Here is an 18,346-nt window from a genome sequence, read left to right as displayed (position 1 = left end):
CCTCCGCCGGCGCCCAGTGCGACCACGTGAACCACGTGTCCACCCAGCTGCCCTACGCCATTACCTGCGCGGTGGTGTCCGGCGTGACCTACCTCATCGCGGGCATCCTGGTAAGCGTGGGCGCGCCCGGCCTGCTGGGCCTGCCCATCGGCATTTTGCTGATGATCGGCACGCTGTTCGTGCTCCGGTCCAGAAACAAAAGCGCCGCCTGAATCTCCTCCTGACGTCCAGAGCGCCCGGCCGCCGGCCGGGCGCTTTTTTTGCTTGACAGGGGCTCTTTTTTGTATTATTATACTATTGTATCAATTCAATAATACATAGAAGGGGAGCGTGTTCATGAGACGTTTGCAAGGGCGGGGTTTTAGCTCCATGGAGCTGAAGTGGATTGCGTTAGGGCTGATGGTCCTGGACCACATTCATTATCTTTTTGCCTACACAGGGCGGATTCCGGAGTGGTTCAGCATGGCGGGGCGGCTGTCCGCGCCGCTGTTCCTCTTCTGCCTCGCGGAGGGATTCACCCATACGCACAATCGAAGGCGCTACTTTTTAAAAGTATATGCCATTCACCTTCTTATGTCCGGCCTGCTGCTTCTGATGATGTGCGGCGTCCTTCCGGTCCGCCCCGACGGATTCTATCCCCTGAACGGCATGATGACCTCCTTTGCGATCTTGATGGCGGTCTTTCAGGGCATGGACTGGCTGGGGGAAAAACGCTGGGGCCCCGGGCTGGCGGCGGTGATCCTGCCGCTGGCGTGGCCCGTTCTGGCGGGGCTGCTGATGCGGGGCGCGCCCGCTTTGCGGATGCCCCTGACCGTCCTGGGGTATACGCTGCTGCCCATGTGGAACAGCAATCCGGACGCCAATATCTTTGTCATCCTTACAGGTATTCTTCTCTACGGCTTCCGGAGAAACCGGAGGGTTCAGGCCGGAATCTTTGTGGCCGGGACGATGGTCTGTTCCTTCCTCCTCCCCCTGCTGGTGCTCTCCCGGTCGCCGGAGTTCCACTGGACCATGATGTTCACCACCGTTTACGAGTGGTACGGCGCCCTTGCGGCTCTTCTGATGCTGTGCTATAATGAGGAGCGGGGCCGGGGACCGAAGCGGTTTTTCTACTGGTTCTATCCGGCCCACATTTATGTATTATACGCGCTTTCCTGGGCGGCGTATCCTCTCTTGGCGTGAGGAGTCCCCCGGAGGAAGGGAAGGGAGCGCCGCTATGTTTGAGATGTTTCAAAGCCTGCTGGACCTGCTGAACCGGGGAGAGGACGCTGTGCTGGTCACGGTGGCATCGGCCCAGGGGTCTACCCCCCGGGGGGCCGGGTCCCAGCTTCTGGCGGGCCGGGAGGGCCTTGTCGCCGGGACCATCGGCGGCGGGCCGGGGGAGGCCCAGGCCCTGGCTCTGGCGGAGGAGGTGCTGGAGAAGAGGGGGACCGCCGTGCGCCGCCTGGAGCTCCGCCACGGGGGGGAGCTGGACTCCGTCTGCGGCGGGGAGCAGACGGTGCTGCTCCAGTTTGTTCCCCGGGACGCCGCCGCCTGGAGGACCCTGGCCCGGGAGGTCCTGGCGCGGCTGGAGGCCCACCGGGGCGGCGGGCTGGTCCTGGAAACCGGCGCGGACCCGGCGCTGCTGGAGGAGACCCCAAGCTGCCCCGTCTGGGACGGGCGGCGGCTGACCCTGCCTCTGCCGGTGGGAGAGCGGGTGGTGATCTTCGGTGGCGGGCACTGCGCCCTGGCCCTGGTGCCGGTGCTGCGGAGCGTGGGCTTCCGGGTGGCGGTGTTTGACGACCGGCCGGAGTTTGCCTCCGCGGAGCGGTTCCCAGAGGCGGAGACGGTGGTCTGCCACAGCTATACCGACATCGCCGCCGGGCTGGAGCTGACGGCGGAGGACTACGCTGTGGTCATGACCAGCGGGCACAGCCACGACTTCGAGGTGGAGGAGCAGCTGCTCCGGCGGCCCCTGGCTTACGTGGGGGTCATGGGCTCCCGGACAAAGACGGCCTATGTCAACGGAAAGCTCCGGGAGGCGGGCGTTCCCGAGGATGCCATCTCCCGGGTGCACACCCCCATTGGCGCCGCCATCAAGGCGGTGACGCCGGAGGAGATTGCCGTCAGCGTCACGGGGGAGCTGATCTATGAGCGGGCCCTGCGCAGAGAGGCCGCCGGAGAGGCGGCCCACGGATGCCCCTCCCATTTGTAAGAAGTTTCGACGGAGCAAAAAAGCCCCCCTGCCGGGAACCGGCAGGGGGGCTTCAGGCTGTGTGTGGGGGACGCCTCCGGCGCTTGGGCCGGGGGTTCAGCGGTTCAGGAATTCGTCGGGATTCACCGGCTCCCCGTCCTGGGAGACGGAGAAGTGCAGGTGCGGGCTCTGGGCGGCCTCGGCGGCGGCGGTGACGCCCACCGCGCCGATGATCTGCCCGGCAGTGACCAGGTCCCCGGGCAGTACCGTGGGCGTGTCCTGGAGGTTGGAGTACGTGGTGGTGCAGCCTCCGGGATGGTCAATTACCACCGTGGTGCCCATCAGAGGATCGTTCTCCACCGAGGCCACCGTGCCGGCGGAGGCGGCCAGGACCGTGGTTCCCGGCGTGGCGGAGATGTCCACGCCGTCATGGGTCCGCCAGTCCGCCAGAGTGGGGCTGTAGACCAGCTGGTCCACGGAGAAGGCCATCAGCACCTCGCCCTTCAGCGGCGAGACCACCAGCTGGGGGGCCTCCGCCGCCACCGGCGTGCTGTCCACCTCCACCTCGGGCATGGTGGGGACGATCTCTACCTCCACCGGGGCCGGGGCGGAGGCTTCCACCGGGGGCTCCTCCTCGTCCGGCTCGGGCTCGGGGACATACACGTCCCCCACCGGGGCGCTGACCGCCGCCGGAGGCGGGACCTCTTCTGCCGGAGCCTCATCCCCGGAGAAGAGCAGGAAATAGCCGCAGACGCCGGCGACGGCCAGACAGAGGGCCAGAAGAATATAGAAGCCCGCGCCGCTGAGGATGGATTTCAGTTTGTGTTCCATGCAAGAGTTCCTCCCTCATTTAAAAAGTCTGAGGGAAGTATGGACGCTTTCTGCCAGAATTATACTGGCTCCGTCATTTTACTTTCGCCGCTCCAGGGCGGCGGCGTAGAGCTCGTTTTTCCCCAGGCCGGTGTGGTCCGCCACCTCCCTGGCGGCGTCCTTTAACCGGGCCCCGGCCTCCACCAGGGCCAGTACCTGGGCCGCGCCCTCCTCCAGGGAGACGGCGGCAACCGCCTCCGGCGAGGCGCCCGCCACCACCAGGACGTACTCCCCTCTGGGGGCGGTTTCCTCGTAATAGGCGGCGGCCTCCCCCAGGGTGCAGCGGCGGGTCTCCTCGTGGAGCTTGGTCAGCTCCCGGCAGAGGGCGATCCGGCGCTCCGGGCCAAAGGTCTCGCAGAAGTCCGCCAGCGTGGACCGGAGCTTGTGGGGGGCCTCGTGGAAGATCATGGTCCGCCGCTCGTTCCGGAGGCTCTCCAGATGCTCCCGCCGGCTCTTTTTGCTGACGGACAGGAAACCCTCGAAGGTGAAGCGCCCCGTGGGCAGACCGCTGACCGCCAGGGCGTTCACCGCGGCGCAGCAGCCGGGGATGGACAGCACCGTCACGCCGTGTTCCCCGCAGAGACGGACCAGGTCCTCCCCGGGGTCCGAGACGGCGGGGGTGCCGGCGTCCGTGACCAGGGCGCAGCTCTCCCCCGCCAGAAGGCGGGCGAGGACGGTCTGCCCGGCGGAGACGTGGTTGTGCTCGTGATAGCTCACCAGGGGCTTTTTGATTTGAAAGTGATTCAGCAGCTTCAAGGACACCCGGGTGTCCTCCGCCGCGATGAAATCCACCGCCGCCAGAGTCTCCACGGCTCTGGGGGACAGGTCCCCCAGGTTGCCGATGGGTGTGGCGACCAGATACAGCGTTCCGCTCATGGCGCGTTCACCTCTCTAAAATAGATGCGGTCCAATTCCGCCGTGGGTCCGCCGCCGGAGGACTCCAGAATCAGTGGAGGCGCAACGGTCAGCCCCGGTCTGCCGCCCCGGCGGGCCTCCGCCAGCACCAGGGAGGGGGCCGCCTGGGGTCTGGAGCAGACGAAGCGCAGCCGCTTGGCCTCCAGACCCTCCTGCCGCAGGGTGCAGAGAAGGTCCGCCAGCCGCTCCGGCTTGTGGACCAGACAGAGGGACCCGCCCCACCGCAGCAGCCGCGAGGCGGTACGGCAGACGTCCTCCAGGGTGCAGGTCTCCTCCGTCCGGGCGGCCCGGCGGGGGGCCGTTTGGGGCGGGGGGCCGCTGGAGAGGGGGAAGTAGGGCGGATTGCAGACCGCCAGATCGAAGCGGGCGGCGGGGAGGGCCGTCTCCCGCAGGTCCTCCAGACGGAAGGTCAGGCGGTCCTTCAGGCGGTTTTCCTCCGCCGCCAGCTTCCCCAGCCGGACGGCCTCCGGCTGGATGTCCAGCCCCGTCACCGTCAAAGCGGGCTGGCGCTGGAGGAGAAGAAGGCCCAGAAGCCCCGTGCCGCAGCCCAGGTCGCAGACCCTCATCCCCGGCTTCAGCCCGGGCAGGGAGGCGAGGACAAAGCTGTCCAGCCCCGGGGGAAACTGCCCGTTTCCATAGACAAAGCGGAGGCCGCCGGGGCACAGCGCCTCCCAGTGGAGCCCCTCCGTCATGGGGCGGGGGGAAAGGCGGCCAGCTTGGCGTTCAGCTTGGAGTAAATCCGCTCCCGGAACCAGGGCTCGCTGGAGGCGGCGACGGCCTCCTCCCGGCCGAACCAGCCCACCCGGCTGTTCTCGTCGGGTTTGCAGCGCACCGGAGCGGCGGGGTCCGCCTCCAGAAGGAAGGTGACGTTCAGGTGGAGGTGGGAGGAGACATAGACGCCCCCCTTCTCGTGGCCGTCCACCGTGAGAATTTCCACGGAGTAGAGATCGGGAGACAGGGGGCGGACGTCCTCCAGGCCGCTCTCCTCCCGGACCTCCCGGAGGGCGGCGGAGAGAAGGTCCCGCTCCCCGTCGGCGTGGCCCCCCAGCCAGGCCCAGGAATCATAGAGATTGTGATAGGCCAGCAGGACCTGCCGCCGGTCCGGGCTGACCACCCAGGCGGAGGCGGTCAGGTGCGCGGCGGGATTCCTCCGGCTGTACAGCGGCTCGCCGCTCTCCAGGCGGCGGACCAGCTCGGCCCGGTCCTGGGTCTCCTGCTCGTTCCAGGGACGGAAGGCGTGCAGCTGGGCGGTTAAATTCATGGCGCAACCTCCTTTTCGTTCCTCTATGATAACACAATTTGGGAGGAAGGGGAAGCGGAAATGCGGCGGGCCGTTCGAGGCCCCTTCTCCAAGCCGGCGAAGAAAGCGCGGTTTTTTTGCCGGGACAGGGTGTTCCCGAGGAGGCGGGACCGTTTCCGGACGGCGGGCTGTGGTAGAATTTTTTGGAAAAAAGAAAAATGTGCACAATATATGGGGTTTATACAGGAAAACTGCTGTAAACTAAAAAATATGTCGAAGAAAAATTCAGGTTTTTTGTAATCCCATCTTGAAAAATCTGGAAATTTATGCTATTTTATAGAAAACGAGCTGAGAGTGTCAGGACGCTCTGACAGCCGGATCATGAAGGAAAGGGACAGGAAACATCATGGAGAATAAGAGAACTGTGCTTTTGGCGGATGCCAGTGAAGAATTCCGCTCTATGCTGCAGGAGGCCATCGAGCAGGCCGGTGAGTTTACCGTGACGGCTTCCATCGGGGACGGGCAGGAGGCGCTGGAGCTGATCGAAACCCTGAAACCCGATCTTATGCTGATGGATGTGGCCCTGCCGGGATTGGACGGACTGGGGCTGCTGAAGACGCTGAAGGACCGGGAGGGGTATATGCCCAAAACCGTCATCGTCTCCGCCTTTTGCGGAAACCAGGTTTTGGCCGACGCGGAAAAGCTGGGCGTGTGCTACTACCTGCCAAAGCCCTGCGAGCCCAACTCGCTGCTGGAGCGTATGCGGGGGATTTTTGAAAGCCCTTCTACCCCTGATATGCGGCTCTTCGCGCTGAAGAATACCGTCACCGCCGTGATTCACGAGATTGGAGTTCCCGCCCATATCAAGGGCTATCAGTACCTGCGGGAGGCCATTATGATCACCGTGAACGACATGGAGGTGATCAACGCGGTGACAAAGGTCCTCTACCCGGCGGTGGCCAAGCGCTTTGGAACCACGCCCTCCCGGGTGGAGCGGGCCATCCGTCACGCCATTGAGGTGGCCTGGGACCGGGGAGACCTGGAGACGCTGCAAAAGTACTTCGGCTATACCGTGTCCAACACCAAGGGTAAGCCCACCAATTCGGAGTTCATCGCTATGATCGCCGACCGCCTGATGCTCAACGGAGACAGCTGGGTCTTCAAGGCGTAAGCGCCGGACAACAAGGAACGGGGAGAGACACAGGGCTCTCCCCGTTTTTTTATGTTCCCGGCCCCAGGCGGGCGGCGAAGAGGGCCTTCTGGTCCTCCGTGGGGATGTCCCCCGGGGACACTACCACGATACGGTCCGGGTAGCACAGAAGCCAGGTGTTCAGGGGCGTGTCCGTGAAATAGCGGCGGTAGGCGGCTTCCGCGCCCCAGGGGGCCGGGGCCTCGGGGAGGTAGCGTACGGTGAGCCCGTAGATGGGACCGGAGACGGTGTTTTTCTTCAGGAAGTGGTTCATTGTGGCATCATAGAGCCACTGGAACCGGGGCTCGTAGATGGAATAGGACAAATGGCAGATTTTGGGCCCGTCGTGAAACAAAGCGTCCTCGGAGTACTGCCGCTCAGGGAGGAAGAAGGACCCTATGTCCACCGCCCGGCGGCTGACGTGGTCATAGCGTTCCCCAGTGAGCTCCGCCAGCGTCAGGGGAAGGTCCTCCCGGGGGGACACGTCCCACTCCCGGCCCCGGTACTCGTAGGTTTCCTCCGCGCCGCCGTCGTCAAAAAACCAGCCGAAATGGAGGGAGCCGTAGACCACCCCGCCCACAAGGGCGAAGGCTAATACCACGTCCACCGCCAGGGTCCCCGCGATGTTGACGCTCTTGGAGGCTTTCCGCTTCCGGAGGAGAGCGGTGGTCCGCCGGACCAGGAACATCAGCAGGAACAGCAGGGCGGTGTATATCCCGAAAAAGAGGACCATTCCATTCCACCCGCTGAAAACCTCCAGCGCCAGATAGACCGCCGTCAGCGCCCCCACCAGCGCCAGCCCCACCGTGTTCAGCCGCCGGAAAACCCGGCTGTTGACCGGGGCGCAGTCCCCGCCCGCCTCCACGGAGCGCCGGGATTTCTGCCGCCATCTGTAATAATAGCCCAGGGTGAAAATCTCCAGAGCCGTTATCAGCAAAAACATGGTGCCGGTGAAGAGCCGGGAGTTCTGCGCAAACAGCCGGTAGATGTCTCCGGAGATCAGGGAGTACACCATGGAGGCGGACATCAGCAGGCCAAGGGCCAGCAGGACGAAGCTGGAGGGCAGGAAGTTCTTGCGCATGGAGCGGTGGATGTTCTCCAGGCGCAGGGCCTCGTCGGTCTCCAGGGGGACGGCGTCCTCGTCCTCCGTGGAGAAAATCTGCATTTGAAACCAGTCGCAGACCTTCTTCCACCCGGCGGCGGCGCACAGCTCCTCCAGGGACTGCTGGCTCTCCGTGGGGCCGGGGTTGAACTGGGAGGCGCTGTCGCTGTAGGTAACGGCGTAGCGGACCCTCGCCGGCTCCGCCCGGCGGTATTTCCAGAAGCTGTTCCCCGTCTTCTCCAGCCGCCAGCCCTTGGCGGCCATGGCGGAGAGATGGTCCTCCACGCCCCGGTAGTCATAGAGGCAAAGGGTGTTCCAGCGGTACTTGACGGTTTTCATCCTGGGTCCTCCTCTCCCACACAGGTCTTGTAGTCCTCGGTCAAAGCCAGCAGGCGGAGGTACTCCGCCCGCAGGGTCTCCCGCCCCTTGTCCGTGATCCGGTAGCTCCGCTTCCGGCCCTCTACGGCGGTTTCCCGGATCATCTCCGCCTGTTGGAAGCGGTCCAGGAGGTTGTACAAAGTCCCGGGTCCAAGGGCCACCCGCCCATGGGTCAGCGCGGAGACCCGGGCCATGATATCCGTGCCGCAGCACTCCTCCCGAAGGGAGAGGAGTATGTAGAACATGGGCTCCGTCAGGGTCTGGAACTTTTCCCGCGCCATACCGGACCTCCTGATATCGAATATCGTTATTGCTGGTTCCAGTATAATATCGAACATCGATATTGTCAAGGGGGAATGTGAAAAAGCGAGCAGCGGAGACAGGACGCAGGGGCGGATACGCCGGTTTGCCCCTGCACAATGGACTCTTCGAATAATCGTTTCCACGCGGAAACGCGGCTGACCCGAAGGCCAGCCGCGTGGCGGAACCATTACGCCAGTTCCGCCATACCCGTATAGAGCTGGTAGTACCGCCCCTTTTGCTCCAGCAAATCGTCGTGGTCGCCCCGCTCGATGATCTCCCCCTGTTCCAGGACCATAATGGCCTTGGAGTTGCGGACGGTGGAGAGCCGGTGGGCAATGACGAAGACCGTCCGGCCGGCCATAAGGCGGTCCATGCCCCGCTCGATGAGCGTTTCCGTCCGGGTGTCGATGGAGCTGGTGGCCTCGTCCAGGATAAGCACCGGCGGGTTGGCGCAGGCGGCCCGGGCGATGTTCAAAAGCTGCCGCTCCCCCTGGCTGAGGCTGCCGCCGTCGCCGGAGAGGACGGTCTGATAGCCCTGGGGCAGATGGCGGATGAAGCCGTCCGCCCCCGCCAGCTTCGCCGCCGCCTCCACCTCCTCGTCTGTGGCGTCCAGGCGGCCGTAGCGGATGTTGTCCGCCACGGTGCCGGTGAAGAGATGGGTGTCTTGAAGCACCACGCCCAGAGAGCGGCGGAGGGACTCCTTGGCAATGTCCCGGATGTCCAGCCCGTCGTAGGTGATGGCGCCGCCCTGAATTTCGTAAAAGCGGTTGATGAGGCTGGTGATGGTGGTCTTCCCCGCGCCGGTGGAGCCCACGAAGGCGATCTTCTGCCCGGGCTTTGCGAAGAGGGAGACGTCGTGGAGGATGGTCCGGTCCTCGTCATAGCCGAAGACCACATGGTCGAACCGGACGTCCCCCCGGAGGGGAACCAGGGTTCCGTCGGGCTTCAGCCAGGCCCAGGCGTTCGTGTCCCGGTGGACCCGGGTGAGGGTTCCGGTCTCGTCCTCCGCCGCCCGGACCAAACGGATTTTGCCCTCGTCGGCCTCCGGCGGGGTCTCCATGATCTCAAAGATGCGCTCCGCGCCGGCCACGGCGGAGAGAAGGGTGTTCACCTGTTGGGAAATTTGGGTGATAGGCTGGCCCACCTGCCGGGAGTACTGGAGAAAGGCCGCCAGTCCGCCCAAATCGCCGTTCCGGATGGCCAGGAGGCCCCCCACGCAGCAGGTGACGGCGTAGTTGATATAGTTCAGGTTTCCCATGGCGGGCATCATCATCCCGGAGAAAATCTGGGCCCGGGCGGCCGCGTCCCGATAGGCCGTGTTCCGCTTTTGGAAATCCGCCTGGGCCTCCCGCTCGTGGTTGAAGACCTTGATGACCTTCTGCCCCTCGATCATCTCCTCAATGTAGCCGTTCACGTCGCCCAGGGCCTTTTGCTGCTGGGCGAAGTAGCGGCGGGAGCGGGAGCCGATGGTCTTCACCACCAGCAGCATCACCGCCAGCGTGGCGAAGGTGATGAGCGTCAGGGCGGGGCTGAGGACCAGCATCATGACGATGGTGCCGGTGAAGTTCAGCGTGCAGGAAATCAGGTTTCCGAAGCTGTTGTTCAGGGCCTCGGAGACGGTTTCGATGTCGTTGGTGTAGCGGCTCATGAGCTCGCCGTGGGTGTGGGTGTCGAAAAATTTCAGGGGCAGGTTCTGCATCCGGCCGAAGAGGTCGGACCGGATGTTTGCCACCGTGGTCTGGGAGATGTGGACCATGATCCGGCTGTAGCCGAAGGAGGCCGCCGCGCCCAGGATATAGACCAGGGCCATGACTGCCAGCATCCGGGCAAGGCCCGGGAAGTCGCCGGGGAGAATATAGTCGTTAATCAGGGGCCGGATGAGGTAGGACCCGCCCACGGTGCAGGCGGAGCTGACGACCAGCAGCAGTGCCACCAGAGCCAGATGGGGTTTGTAGCGGCCAAGATACCGCATGAGCTTGGCCAGGGCGCCCCGGATGTTTTTCGGCTTGCGGAAGCCGCCGGGGCCTCCCGGACCTCCCGGGCCGCCGGGACCGCCGTGTCCATGTTTAGCCATCGATGCTCACTCCTTCCTGCTGGGAACGGTAGACCTCCTGGTAGATGCCGCAGGTCTTCATCAGCTCCTCATGGGTTCCCTGGGCGGCGATGCGCCCGCCGTCCATCACCAGAATCAGGTCCGCCTCCCGGACGGAGGCCACCCGCTGGGCGATGATAAGCTTGGTGGCGTCCTTCAGCTCCGAGGCGAAGGCGGCGCGGATTTTGGCGTCTGTCGCCGTGTCCACGGCGCTGGTGGAGTCGTCCAGAATCAGGACCTTGGGCCGCTTCAAAATCGCCCGGGCGATGCACAGGCGCTGCTTCTGCCCGCCGGAGACGTTCACGCCGCCCTGGCCCAGGTCGGTGTCCAGACCGTCGGGCATCCGCTCCAGAAACTCGTCGGCGCAGGCGGCCCGGCAGGCGGCCCAGAGCGCTTCCTCCGTGGCCTCCGGGTTTCCCCAAAGGAGGTTTTCCCGAATGGTCCCGGTGAACAGGGTGTTCTTTTGCAGCACCATGCTGACGGACTCCCGGAGGTGCTCCATGGTGTAGGCGGATACGGGCCGTCCGCCTACGGACACCGTGCCCTTGTCCGCCTCGTAGAGCCGGGGAATGAGGGAGACCAGGGAGGTCTTGCCGCTGCCGGTGCCCCCCAGGACGCCCACGGTGCAGCCGGAGGGGATGTGGAGGCTGATATCCTCCAGAATCCATCCGGCGCTTTCGGCGTTGTACTTGAAGGACACGTGGTCAAAGTCAATGGAACCGTCCGCCACGGCGGCGGGGAGGCCGTCCGCGCCGGTTTCCGCCCCGCTGTCGGTGATGGCGGGAACCTCGCTGAGAACTTCCGTCACCCGCTTGGCGCAGGCGATGGTGCGGGTGAGCATCATGAAGATCATGGAGACCATCATCAGGGACATCATGATCTGGCTGATGTAAGTGAAGTAGGTGATGAGCTTTCCGGCCTCCAGGGTGCCGGCGTAGACCATCTGCCCGCCGAACCACATGACGGCGATGATGGTGCCGTAGACGATCAGCATCATCAACGGCATGTTGATGACCACCTTGCCGAAGGCCCGGAGGGAGGTGTTCTTCAAATCGTTGTTCCGCTCGGCGAACTTCTCCCGCTCCCGGTCCTCCCGGACGAAGGATTTTACGACGCGGATGCCCGCCAGGTTCTCCTGCACCACCAGGTTCAGCGCGTCGGTCTTCTCCTGGAGGGAGCGGAAGAGAGGCCCGATTTTCACCAGCAGCAGGACCACAACCACCAGCAGCAGAGGCAGGGCCACCAGGAAGATGTTGCTGAGGCGGTAGCTGATGCGGATGGAGAAAAACAGGGCGGAGACCAGCATCACCGGGGCCCGGACCATGAGACGCATGGACATCATCAGGGACATTTGCAGGTTGTGGACGTCGTTGGTCAGCCGGGTCACCAGGGAGGCGGTGGAGAACTTCTCGATGTTGGAGAAGGCGAAGGTCTGGATGTGGTCGTACTCCGCCTGCCGGAGGTTCGCGCCAAAGCCCATGCCCGCCACGGAGGAGGTCACCGCCGCCCCCAGGCCGAAGCACAGGGAGGCCACCGCCAGAACAACCATCAGCGCGCCCTTGCGGAGTATAAAGGACTGGTCCCCGTTGGCGATGCCGATGTCCACAATGTCGCTCATCACCAGGGGAATCAGCAGTTCGAAGACGGCCTCCATGGCGCTGCACGCCACGCCCACAAGAATCCACAGGGCATAGGGCCGGGCATGGGGCCAAAGTTTCTTGGTCATACTTGGGAATCCTCCTTGAGATTTTGAATCACGCGGTTCAGAAGGGCCGCCAGGGTCTCCTTCTCCTCCGGCGCAAAGCCCCGGACCATGGCTTCCTCCACATCCAGAAAGCTCCGCTGGAACAGGGCCTGCTGCTCCGCGCCCTTTTCCGTCAGCGTGATGAGGCGGCGGCGGGCGTCCCGTCCGCTGACGGAGCGGCGGACCAGGTCCTTTTCCTCCATCCGGTCCAGAATGCCGTTGACGGTGGAGGGCTTTACCCGCAGATAGGCCGTCAGCTCATGCTGGAGGGCATGCCCGCCTTGCTGGTTGAGGTAGAGCAAAACGTGGGTCTGCCCCGGCGTCACGTCATACTGGGAGACTCGGGCGTCCATGGCGGCCTTGGACATGTGGGCCGCCCAGCCCAGGGTGGGGCCCAGGCTTTGACAGCGGTCGTTCATCGGCAAGCTCCTTCCACGTCCCCGTTGGGACAAAATCGTTAGTGCGCTAAATGTTAGCGTGCTAAATATTAGCAGATTCCAACTGATCTGTCAAGGGTGAAATTTGGATTATTTTTGAATGATTTGTAAATAAAAGGAGGAAAAATTTGTCGGTTGTAAACAAAGTGTGAAGGTTGTGGGAAAGCCGTTGACATTCCGCAAGACTGCCGTTATGATAAACCCAACAAGCGAGAACCGCTTGTCGACCCCACCATTTTCCCTCTCCTTTCTCTACAATCATACAGGAAAGCGGGCAGCCCCAACGGGCTGCCCGCTTTCCGTTTGCCCCCCCCTCTGCCGCCGCTTTGGAAAGAGTGAGGCGGGACGGACGGAGCAGGGAGAGGGTTCAACTGTTTATCAATGTATTTTTATTGAAAAACGATAAAAACTTATTGACAATCAAATGAGACCATGATAGGATACCAGAAAAAGGAGGCGGTTTATTATGAGTCTGACGATACTGTTGATTCCCGCCGCGCTGGTGCTGGCCATCTGGGGCGGCGTGATGGCAGTGAGCGGATTCCGGCAGGGGAATAAGCTGAAAATTTTCTCCGGCGCCGGGGCGTTTGCGCTTTTGGCGGCGGGGATGGCGGTGATGATGGAGTTCATCACGAGGCCGCTTTGAGAGGGGGAAGGACGATGGAAAAAATCCCGGTGTGGAAAATCGCCAGGGTGCTCTATGTCCTGGTGTTGGTTACGTTGGTCTGCAATTTGATCGCTTTGTTTTTGGTTCCCACTTTCGTGGCGTTGAAGGGAAATCTGTTTGAGCTCCTGGACATATGGCATGACCCGCAGGACCCGGTCAATCCTCTGGTTGTCACGCTCCTCATGTGGCCCAACATGATTTTGAGGGAAAATATTGCTTATGAGCAGGTTCTGACCCTGTTCCTCCTCTTCTCCGGCTGCTGTACCGCCGTCATCCTCTGGCAGGCCCGGCGGGTGCTGCAAACCATCCTCCGGGGGGAACCCTTCGCGGCGTCGAACGCCGTCAGCCTTCGGCGGGCGGCGTGGGCGTGCTTCCTCATTGCCGGGGCGGCCTTGGCAAGGGTGATTTTCAGCGTGTGTTACTATCGCTCGCCGCTTCCCCTGGCCAGCTACAACGCCCTGTTTGTGCCTATGTTCGCCATGGGAGGCTCGCTGTGTCTCGTCATGTCCGCCCTCTTCCGCCAGGCGGCGGAGCTGAAGGCGGAGAACGACCTGACCATTTGAGGTGGGGCCATGATTGTTGTGAATCTGGACGTGATGATGGCGAAGCGGAAAATGAGCCTCTCCCAGCTCTCGGAGAAGGTGGACATCACCCTTGCGAACCTGTCGGTGCTGAAAAACAACAAGGCCAAGGCGGTGCGCTTCTCCACCCTGGAGGCGGTCTGCGCCGCCCTGGACTGTCAGCCCGGGGACCTTTTGGAGTATGTTCCGGATGAGGCGGGACCTGTGGATTAGAAACGAAACCGTCCGCGACAGGCGGACGATCGAATAAGGAGACATTCATATGAGCGAATTGATCAACGCCCTTCCGCCGGAAGGGTCCGCGAAGCGTACCCAAACATGGAAATTGGCAGGGGAGTCCATACGCCGCTATCGGCTGTTTCTGGTCCTGACGCTGGGGGTTTGTCTTCTGCTGGTGGACGGCCTTTTCTGGCACGGACCCTCCGCCGGGCTGACGGCTGCGGTGTTCGCCTGGTACGCGCTGGCCGCAGCCTGGATGGGACCGGGGATGTTCGAGACGCGGTCCAGCCGGGTTCTGCTGGCGGCGAACCTCTTCCTGGCCGCCACCATGGCCCTGGGGTCCAACTGGTATTTCCGCTGCTGGAATCTGCTGGCGCTGCTGGTGCTGATTCCCGTCCACGTCACGGCGGGACTTGGGAGCCGCCCCTGGTGGGACCCTTGGATGCTGGGGGAGCGGTGCAGGCTCCTGTTCCAGGGGCTGTTTGGAAACCTGTGGGCCTGCTTCGCGGCGGCGGTTCCCAACAAGCGGGAGAGCGGCCGGCCCGGCCGGACCATGGCGGTGGTCCTGGGGCTCTGCGGGGCGGTGGCGCTGGTGTCCATTCTGCTTCCGGTGCTGATGTCGGCGGACGCCCTCTTTGCCGCGTCGCTGGAGGCGCTGAACTGGAATATCCGCGCGCTCCCCTTCGGCGACGTGCTTCAGCGGCTCTTCTGGGCGCTGGTGCTGACGCCGTTCGTCTTCAGCCTCCTCTACGCCATGGCCCACCCGAAGCTGCTGTGCCCGGCGGAGGAGAAAAAGGTCCTCCGGGCGGACGCCCTGGGCTTCGTGCTGGCGCTGGCGGCGGTGGACGGGCTGTATCTGGCCTTCCTGGCGGTGCAGTCCGCCGGGCTCTTCGGCGGGCCAGAGTACGTGGAGAGCCTGGGGGTGAGCTACGCCGAGTGGGCCCGGAGCGGGTTTTTCCAGATGGTGGGGGTGACGGTGGGGAACCTGAGCCTGACCCTGGCGTGCCTGTGCCTTTCCCGGCGGGAGGGCGGGGCCTGGAGGGTTTTGCGGGGCCTGTGCGCGCTGCTGGCGGGAGAGAGCCTGATTCTGCTGGCCTCCGCCGCCTGGAAGATGACGCTGTACGTCCGGGCCTATGGTCTGAGCTTCAAGCGCTGCATGACCTATTGGGGCATGGGGATGATGGCCCTGTTTCTCCTGGCGGGACTGTGGAAGGCGAAGAGCCCGGACTTTGGGTTCTGCAAATGGGCCTTCCCCCTGGCGCTGGCAGGCTGGCTGGTCATCAACTGCGTGCCGGTGGACTATCTGGTTGCCAGGAATCAGGTGGACCGCTATTTGAGCGGGGAGAGCGCCGCAGTCAGCGTCCACTATCTGGTATACAGCCTCTCATACGACACGCTGTCCCAGCTGGAGCGGCTGGACGGAGAGCGCCCGGTCTGTGCGTACGACGGTTACGGGAACGGCGGGCCCCTGGCGGAGCTGCTGGCACAGCGGAGGGCCCGGGCGGAGTCGGAGTGCCGGGATTGGCGCTCCTGGTCCTTGTCGGCGTGTCTTGCGGCGGGGGGAATGCAGCCATAAAAAGGGACAAAAACCAAGGGCCAGCCTGGTGGAAAGGCTGGCCCTTGTCTTCACTGTCCCCCCAGCGCGCTGTTGGAAGGTCCGGGCGGACATGCGTGCCGGGTATATGGGATCGGAGAAGCGGTTTTATTTGAGCAGGGAAGCGGCGATGGCGTCGGCCAGGGCGTCGATCTCCGACTCGTTCTGCGGCTGGAGCGAGGAGGTGATGGTCATCTCGTCGTCCAGGATTTCCATGTGCTTGAGCTGCTCGATTTCCTCCCGCATCAGCGCGCCGGAGCGGGGCGCCCAGGAGCCGCTGCCCATGATGGCCACGGTGCGCTTCTGGAGGTTCAGGGCCTTCATGTCCATGAGGAAGTTGTGCATGGGCGGGAAAATCCCCAGGTTGTAGGTGACGGAGGCCAGGACCAGATGGCTGTACTTGAAGAGGTCGGAGATGAGGTAGCTGACATGGGTGCTGGACACGTCATAGAGCCGGGTGTTGGTGACGCCTCTGGCCGTCAGCTTGGCGGCCAGCACCTCGGCGGCGGCCTCCGTATTGCCGTACATGGAGGCGTAGACGATCATGACGCCCTTCTCCTCCGGCTCGTAGGTGGCCCAGTGGGTGTACTTGTCAATGATATAGCCCAGGTCCTTCCGCCAGATGGGGCCGTGGAGGGGGCAGAGCATCTTGATGTTGTCCAGGCCCACGATGCTGGCGGCCTTGTTCAGCAGGGCCACCACCTGGGGACCGTATTTGCCCACGATGTTGGTGTAATAGCGCCGGGCGTCGTCGATCCACTCCCGGTCGAAGTCCACCTCGTCGGCGAACAGCTTCCCGTCCAGCGAGCGGAAAGAGCCGAAGGCGTCGGCGGAGAAGAGGACGCCGTTGGTGGTGTCGAAGGAGACCATGGCCTCCGGCCAGTGGACCATGGGGGCGTAGACAAAGGCGATGGTGTGCTTGCCGAAGCAGCGGCTGTCGCCCTCCTTCACCTCGTCGATCTGGTTGGGGTCCAGAGCGAAGCCGAACTGGTTGAGAAGCGTCACCGCCTTGGGGGTGGTGATGATTTTCACCTCCGGCCAGCGGAGAAGAATCTCTTCAATGGAGGCGGCGTGATCCGGCTCCACGTGGTTGATGACCAGATAATCCAGGGGGCGGCCGTTCAGCACGGCCTTCACGTTGGCGAGGAACTGCCGGCCCACCGCCCAGTCGGCGGTGTCAAACAGGACGCTCTTCTCGTCCAGAAGGACATACGCGTTGTAGGAAACGCCGTGGTAGAGGGGATGGATATTCTCAAAGAGGGCCAGACGGTGCTCGTCCGCGCCTACCCAGTAGAGGTCGTCGGTGACTTGGCGGTAATTATACATAGAACTGCCTCCTTCTTTTATTCCCGGAGCGGTTAAACTTCAATCTCGATGAACGCGTCCACGCCCTCGCCGCAGTGGGGGCAGGTCCAGCCTTCCGGCAGGTCCTTGAAGGCGGTGCCGGGCTTGACCTCGTTCTCCGGGTCGCCCAGGAGCACGTCGTACTCGTGGCCGCAGCCGTTGCAGATATAGAGCTTGCGGGGCGGGGTGACCTTCTTGGGCGCCATGCGCTTCATCTTCACCATGGGGGGCGCGGGCTGCTTCTCTCCGGTGTCCAGAGCGGCGGTGAGCAGGGGCAGGATTTCCATCACGTCGCCCACGATGCCGTAGTCGCAGTTCTTGAAAATCTTGGCGTTGGGGTTCTTGTTGATGGCCACGATGCAGGAGGCGTCCTTGATGCCCTTGAGGTGCTGAATCGCGCCGGAGATGCCGCAGGCGATATAGAGGTTCCCCTTGAATTTCTGGCCGCTCATGCCCACGTAGCGGTTCAGGGGCACGTATTTCAGCGTCTCCGCCACCGGGCGGCTGGAGCCCACGGCGGCTCCGGCGGCCTTGGCCAGGTCCTCGATGAGCTTCATGTTCTCCCTGGCGCCGATGCCCTGGCCGGCGGAAACCACCCGCTCCGCCTGGGTGATGGGGGTGTCCATGGGGATGCCCACGGTGAAGTCGTGGCCGTCCTTCTTCAGGCTGGCAACCAGGGCCTCCACCTTCTCCTGGGCGGTGCCATCCTTCCAGATCTGGCGCTTTCTCGCGCCGGTCTCGGGCCCTCTCTGCTGGGCGGGGGCGGCGTTGTCGGCCTTGCCCGCCTTGCCCAGGATGTGGGAGGCGATGACCACCCGCTGAATCTCGTTGGTGCCCTCGTAGATGGTGGTGATCTTGGCGTCCCGGTAGAAACGCTCCACCTCCATGCCCTTGAGGTAGCCGCAGCCACCGAAAATCTGGAGGGCGTCGTTGGTGACCTCCAGAGCGATGTCGGAGGCGTACTGCTTCGCCATGGCGGACTCCATGCCGTAGGGGACGTGGGCCTGTTTCAGCTCGGCGGCGCTGTAGACCAGGAAGCGGGCGCAGCGGAGCTTGGTGGCCATGTCGGCGATCTTGAAGGCGATGTTCTGCTGCTGGCAGATGGGACGGCCGAACTGAACCCGCTCCTTGGAGTACTCCACCGCCGCCTCATAGGCCCCCTGGGCGATGCCCAGAGCCTGGGCCGCGATGCCGATGCGGCCGCCGTCCAGCGTGGCCATGGCGATCTTAAAGCCCTGGCCCTCCTTGCCCAGAAGGTTCTCCTTGGGAATCTTGACGTTGTTGAAGTTCAGCTGGCAGGTGGCGGAGGAGCGGATGCCCATCTTGTCATAGTGCTCCTCAAAGGTGAAGCCCTCCCAGCCCTTTTCCACGATGAAGGCGCTGATGCCCCGGGTGCCGATGCCGGGGGTGGTGACGGCGAAGACCACATAGGTGTCCGCCTCGCCGCCGTTGGTGATGAAGATTTTCTCGCCGTTTAAGAGGTAGTGGTCCCCCATGT

General features: G+C 63.5%; 19 protein-coding genes. 8 read left to right on the top strand and 11 right to left on the bottom strand.

The window, feature by feature from the left end; all coding sequences use genetic code 11:
• The 3 genes from QZ329_RS11595 to QZ329_RS11585 form a co-directional block, all read left to right on the top strand.
• Positions 1–212, top strand: a 212-nt coding sequence (locus QZ329_RS11595) for a Na+/H+ antiporter NhaC family protein (protein WP_295752767.1), incomplete at its 5' end; no start/stop codon positions are given.
• A gap of 124 nt (positions 213–336) precedes the next feature.
• Positions 337–1,182 carry a TraX family protein gene (locus tag QZ329_RS11590; protein ID WP_295752765.1) on the top strand — a complete coding sequence of 282 codons (846 nt, stop codon included), beginning with the start codon at positions 337–339 and terminating at the stop codon, positions 1,180–1,182.
• 34 nt (positions 1,183–1,216) lie between these two features.
• The gene (locus tag QZ329_RS11585; RefSeq protein ID WP_295752762.1) at positions 1,217–2,194 is read left to right on the top strand and encodes an XdhC/CoxI family protein; all 978 of its coding nucleotides are present in this window, start codon (positions 1,217–1,219) and stop codon (positions 2,192–2,194) included.
• Between the two features lie 96 nt (positions 2,195–2,290).
• Here the strand turns inward: QZ329_RS11585 and QZ329_RS11580 are convergent, their stop codons facing one another.
• From QZ329_RS11580 to QZ329_RS11565, 4 genes are all read right to left on the bottom strand, one after another.
• Positions 2,291–3,004 carry a M23 family metallopeptidase gene (locus QZ329_RS11580; RefSeq protein WP_295752760.1) on the bottom strand — a complete coding sequence of 238 codons (714 nt, stop codon included), beginning with the start codon at positions 3,002–3,004 and terminating at the stop codon, positions 2,291–2,293.
• A 78-nt stretch (positions 3,005–3,082) separates the two neighbouring features.
• Positions 3,083–3,919 (bottom strand): 16S rRNA (cytidine(1402)-2'-O)-methyltransferase, encoded by an 837-nt coding sequence (rsmI, locus tag QZ329_RS11575; protein ID WP_295752757.1) that lies wholly within the window; start codon positions 3,917–3,919, stop codon positions 3,083–3,085.
• Positions 3,916–4,650, bottom strand: coding sequence for a methyltransferase (locus tag QZ329_RS11570; RefSeq protein WP_295752755.1), 735 nt, complete (start codon positions 4,648–4,650; stop codon positions 3,916–3,918). Before QZ329_RS11570 ends, rsmI begins: the two co-directional genes overlap by 4 nt.
• On the bottom strand, positions 4,647–5,219 hold the full coding sequence (locus QZ329_RS11565) for an NUDIX hydrolase (RefSeq protein WP_295752753.1): 573 nt from the start codon (positions 5,217–5,219) through the stop codon (positions 4,647–4,649). Before QZ329_RS11565 ends, QZ329_RS11570 begins: the two co-directional genes overlap by 4 nt.
• Before the next feature lie 385 nt (positions 5,220–5,604).
• On the opposite strand from QZ329_RS11565, the gene spo0A reads away from it, so the two are divergent.
• Positions 5,605–6,369 (top strand): sporulation transcription factor Spo0A, encoded by a 765-nt coding sequence (gene spo0A / locus QZ329_RS11560; protein WP_295752752.1) that lies wholly within the window; start codon positions 5,605–5,607, stop codon positions 6,367–6,369.
• A gap of 49 nt (positions 6,370–6,418) precedes the next feature.
• On the opposite strand, the gene QZ329_RS11555 is transcribed toward spo0A, so the two are convergent.
• The 5 genes from QZ329_RS11555 to QZ329_RS11535 form a co-directional block, all read right to left on the bottom strand.
• Complete coding sequence (locus QZ329_RS11555) at positions 6,419–7,828, bottom strand: DUF2812 domain-containing protein (protein WP_295752751.1); 1,410 nt, start codon at positions 7,826–7,828, stop codon at positions 6,419–6,421.
• Complete coding sequence (locus QZ329_RS11550; RefSeq protein ID WP_295752749.1) at positions 7,825–8,148, bottom strand: helix-turn-helix transcriptional regulator; 324 nt, start codon at positions 8,146–8,148, stop codon at positions 7,825–7,827. The genes QZ329_RS11555 and QZ329_RS11550 overlap by 4 nt, the downstream gene beginning before the upstream one ends.
• Before the next feature lie 209 nt (positions 8,149–8,357).
• Positions 8,358–10,244, bottom strand: coding sequence for an ABC transporter ATP-binding protein (locus QZ329_RS11545; protein WP_295752748.1), 1,887 nt, complete (start codon positions 10,242–10,244; stop codon positions 8,358–8,360).
• Positions 10,237–11,988 carry an ABC transporter ATP-binding protein gene (locus QZ329_RS11540; protein WP_295752747.1) on the bottom strand — a complete coding sequence of 584 codons (1,752 nt, stop codon included), beginning with the start codon at positions 11,986–11,988 and terminating at the stop codon, positions 10,237–10,239. Before QZ329_RS11540 ends, QZ329_RS11545 begins: the two co-directional genes overlap by 8 nt.
• Positions 11,985–12,425, bottom strand: a complete 441-nt coding sequence (locus QZ329_RS11535; protein WP_295752745.1) for a MarR family transcriptional regulator — start codon at positions 12,423–12,425, stop codon at positions 11,985–11,987. The genes QZ329_RS11540 and QZ329_RS11535 overlap by 4 nt, the downstream gene beginning before the upstream one ends.
• Positions 12,426–12,909: 484 nt before the next feature.
• On the opposite strand from QZ329_RS11535, the gene QZ329_RS11530 reads away from it, so the two are divergent.
• From QZ329_RS11530 to QZ329_RS11515, 4 genes are read left to right on the top strand one after another with little or no spacing between them, the layout of a single operon-like run.
• On the top strand, positions 12,910–13,089 hold the full coding sequence (locus tag QZ329_RS11530) for a hypothetical protein (RefSeq protein WP_295752742.1): 180 nt from the start codon (positions 12,910–12,912) through the stop codon (positions 13,087–13,089).
• Positions 13,090–13,103: 14 nt separating this feature from the next.
• Positions 13,104–13,673, top strand: a complete 570-nt coding sequence (locus QZ329_RS11525) for a DUF2975 domain-containing protein (protein WP_295752740.1) — start codon at positions 13,104–13,106, stop codon at positions 13,671–13,673.
• Between the two features lie 9 nt (positions 13,674–13,682).
• The gene (locus QZ329_RS11520) at positions 13,683–13,904 is read left to right on the top strand and encodes a helix-turn-helix transcriptional regulator (protein ID WP_295752737.1); all 222 of its coding nucleotides are present in this window, start codon (positions 13,683–13,685) and stop codon (positions 13,902–13,904) included.
• Between the two features lie 49 nt (positions 13,905–13,953).
• On the top strand, positions 13,954–15,486 hold the full coding sequence (locus QZ329_RS11515; RefSeq protein ID WP_295752735.1) for a DUF4173 domain-containing protein: 1,533 nt from the start codon (positions 13,954–13,956) through the stop codon (positions 15,484–15,486).
• A 126-nt stretch (positions 15,487–15,612) separates the two neighbouring features.
• On the opposite strand, the gene QZ329_RS11510 is transcribed toward QZ329_RS11515, so the two are convergent.
• Positions 15,613–16,830 carry an FprA family A-type flavoprotein gene (locus QZ329_RS11510; protein WP_295752732.1) on the bottom strand — a complete coding sequence of 406 codons (1,218 nt, stop codon included), beginning with the start codon at positions 16,828–16,830 and terminating at the stop codon, positions 15,613–15,615.
• 32 nt (positions 16,831–16,862) lie between these two features.
• Positions 16,863–18,346 (bottom strand): acyl-CoA dehydrogenase family protein (locus QZ329_RS11505; protein ID WP_295752730.1); only part of this gene is annotated, 1,484 nt, incomplete at its 5' end.

Source organism: uncultured Oscillibacter sp. (assembly GCF_910579365.1).
Taxonomy (GTDB): Bacteria; Bacillota; Clostridia; order Oscillospirales; family Oscillospiraceae; genus Oscillibacter.
This window is presented reverse-complemented; position numbering and strand designations above follow the sequence as displayed.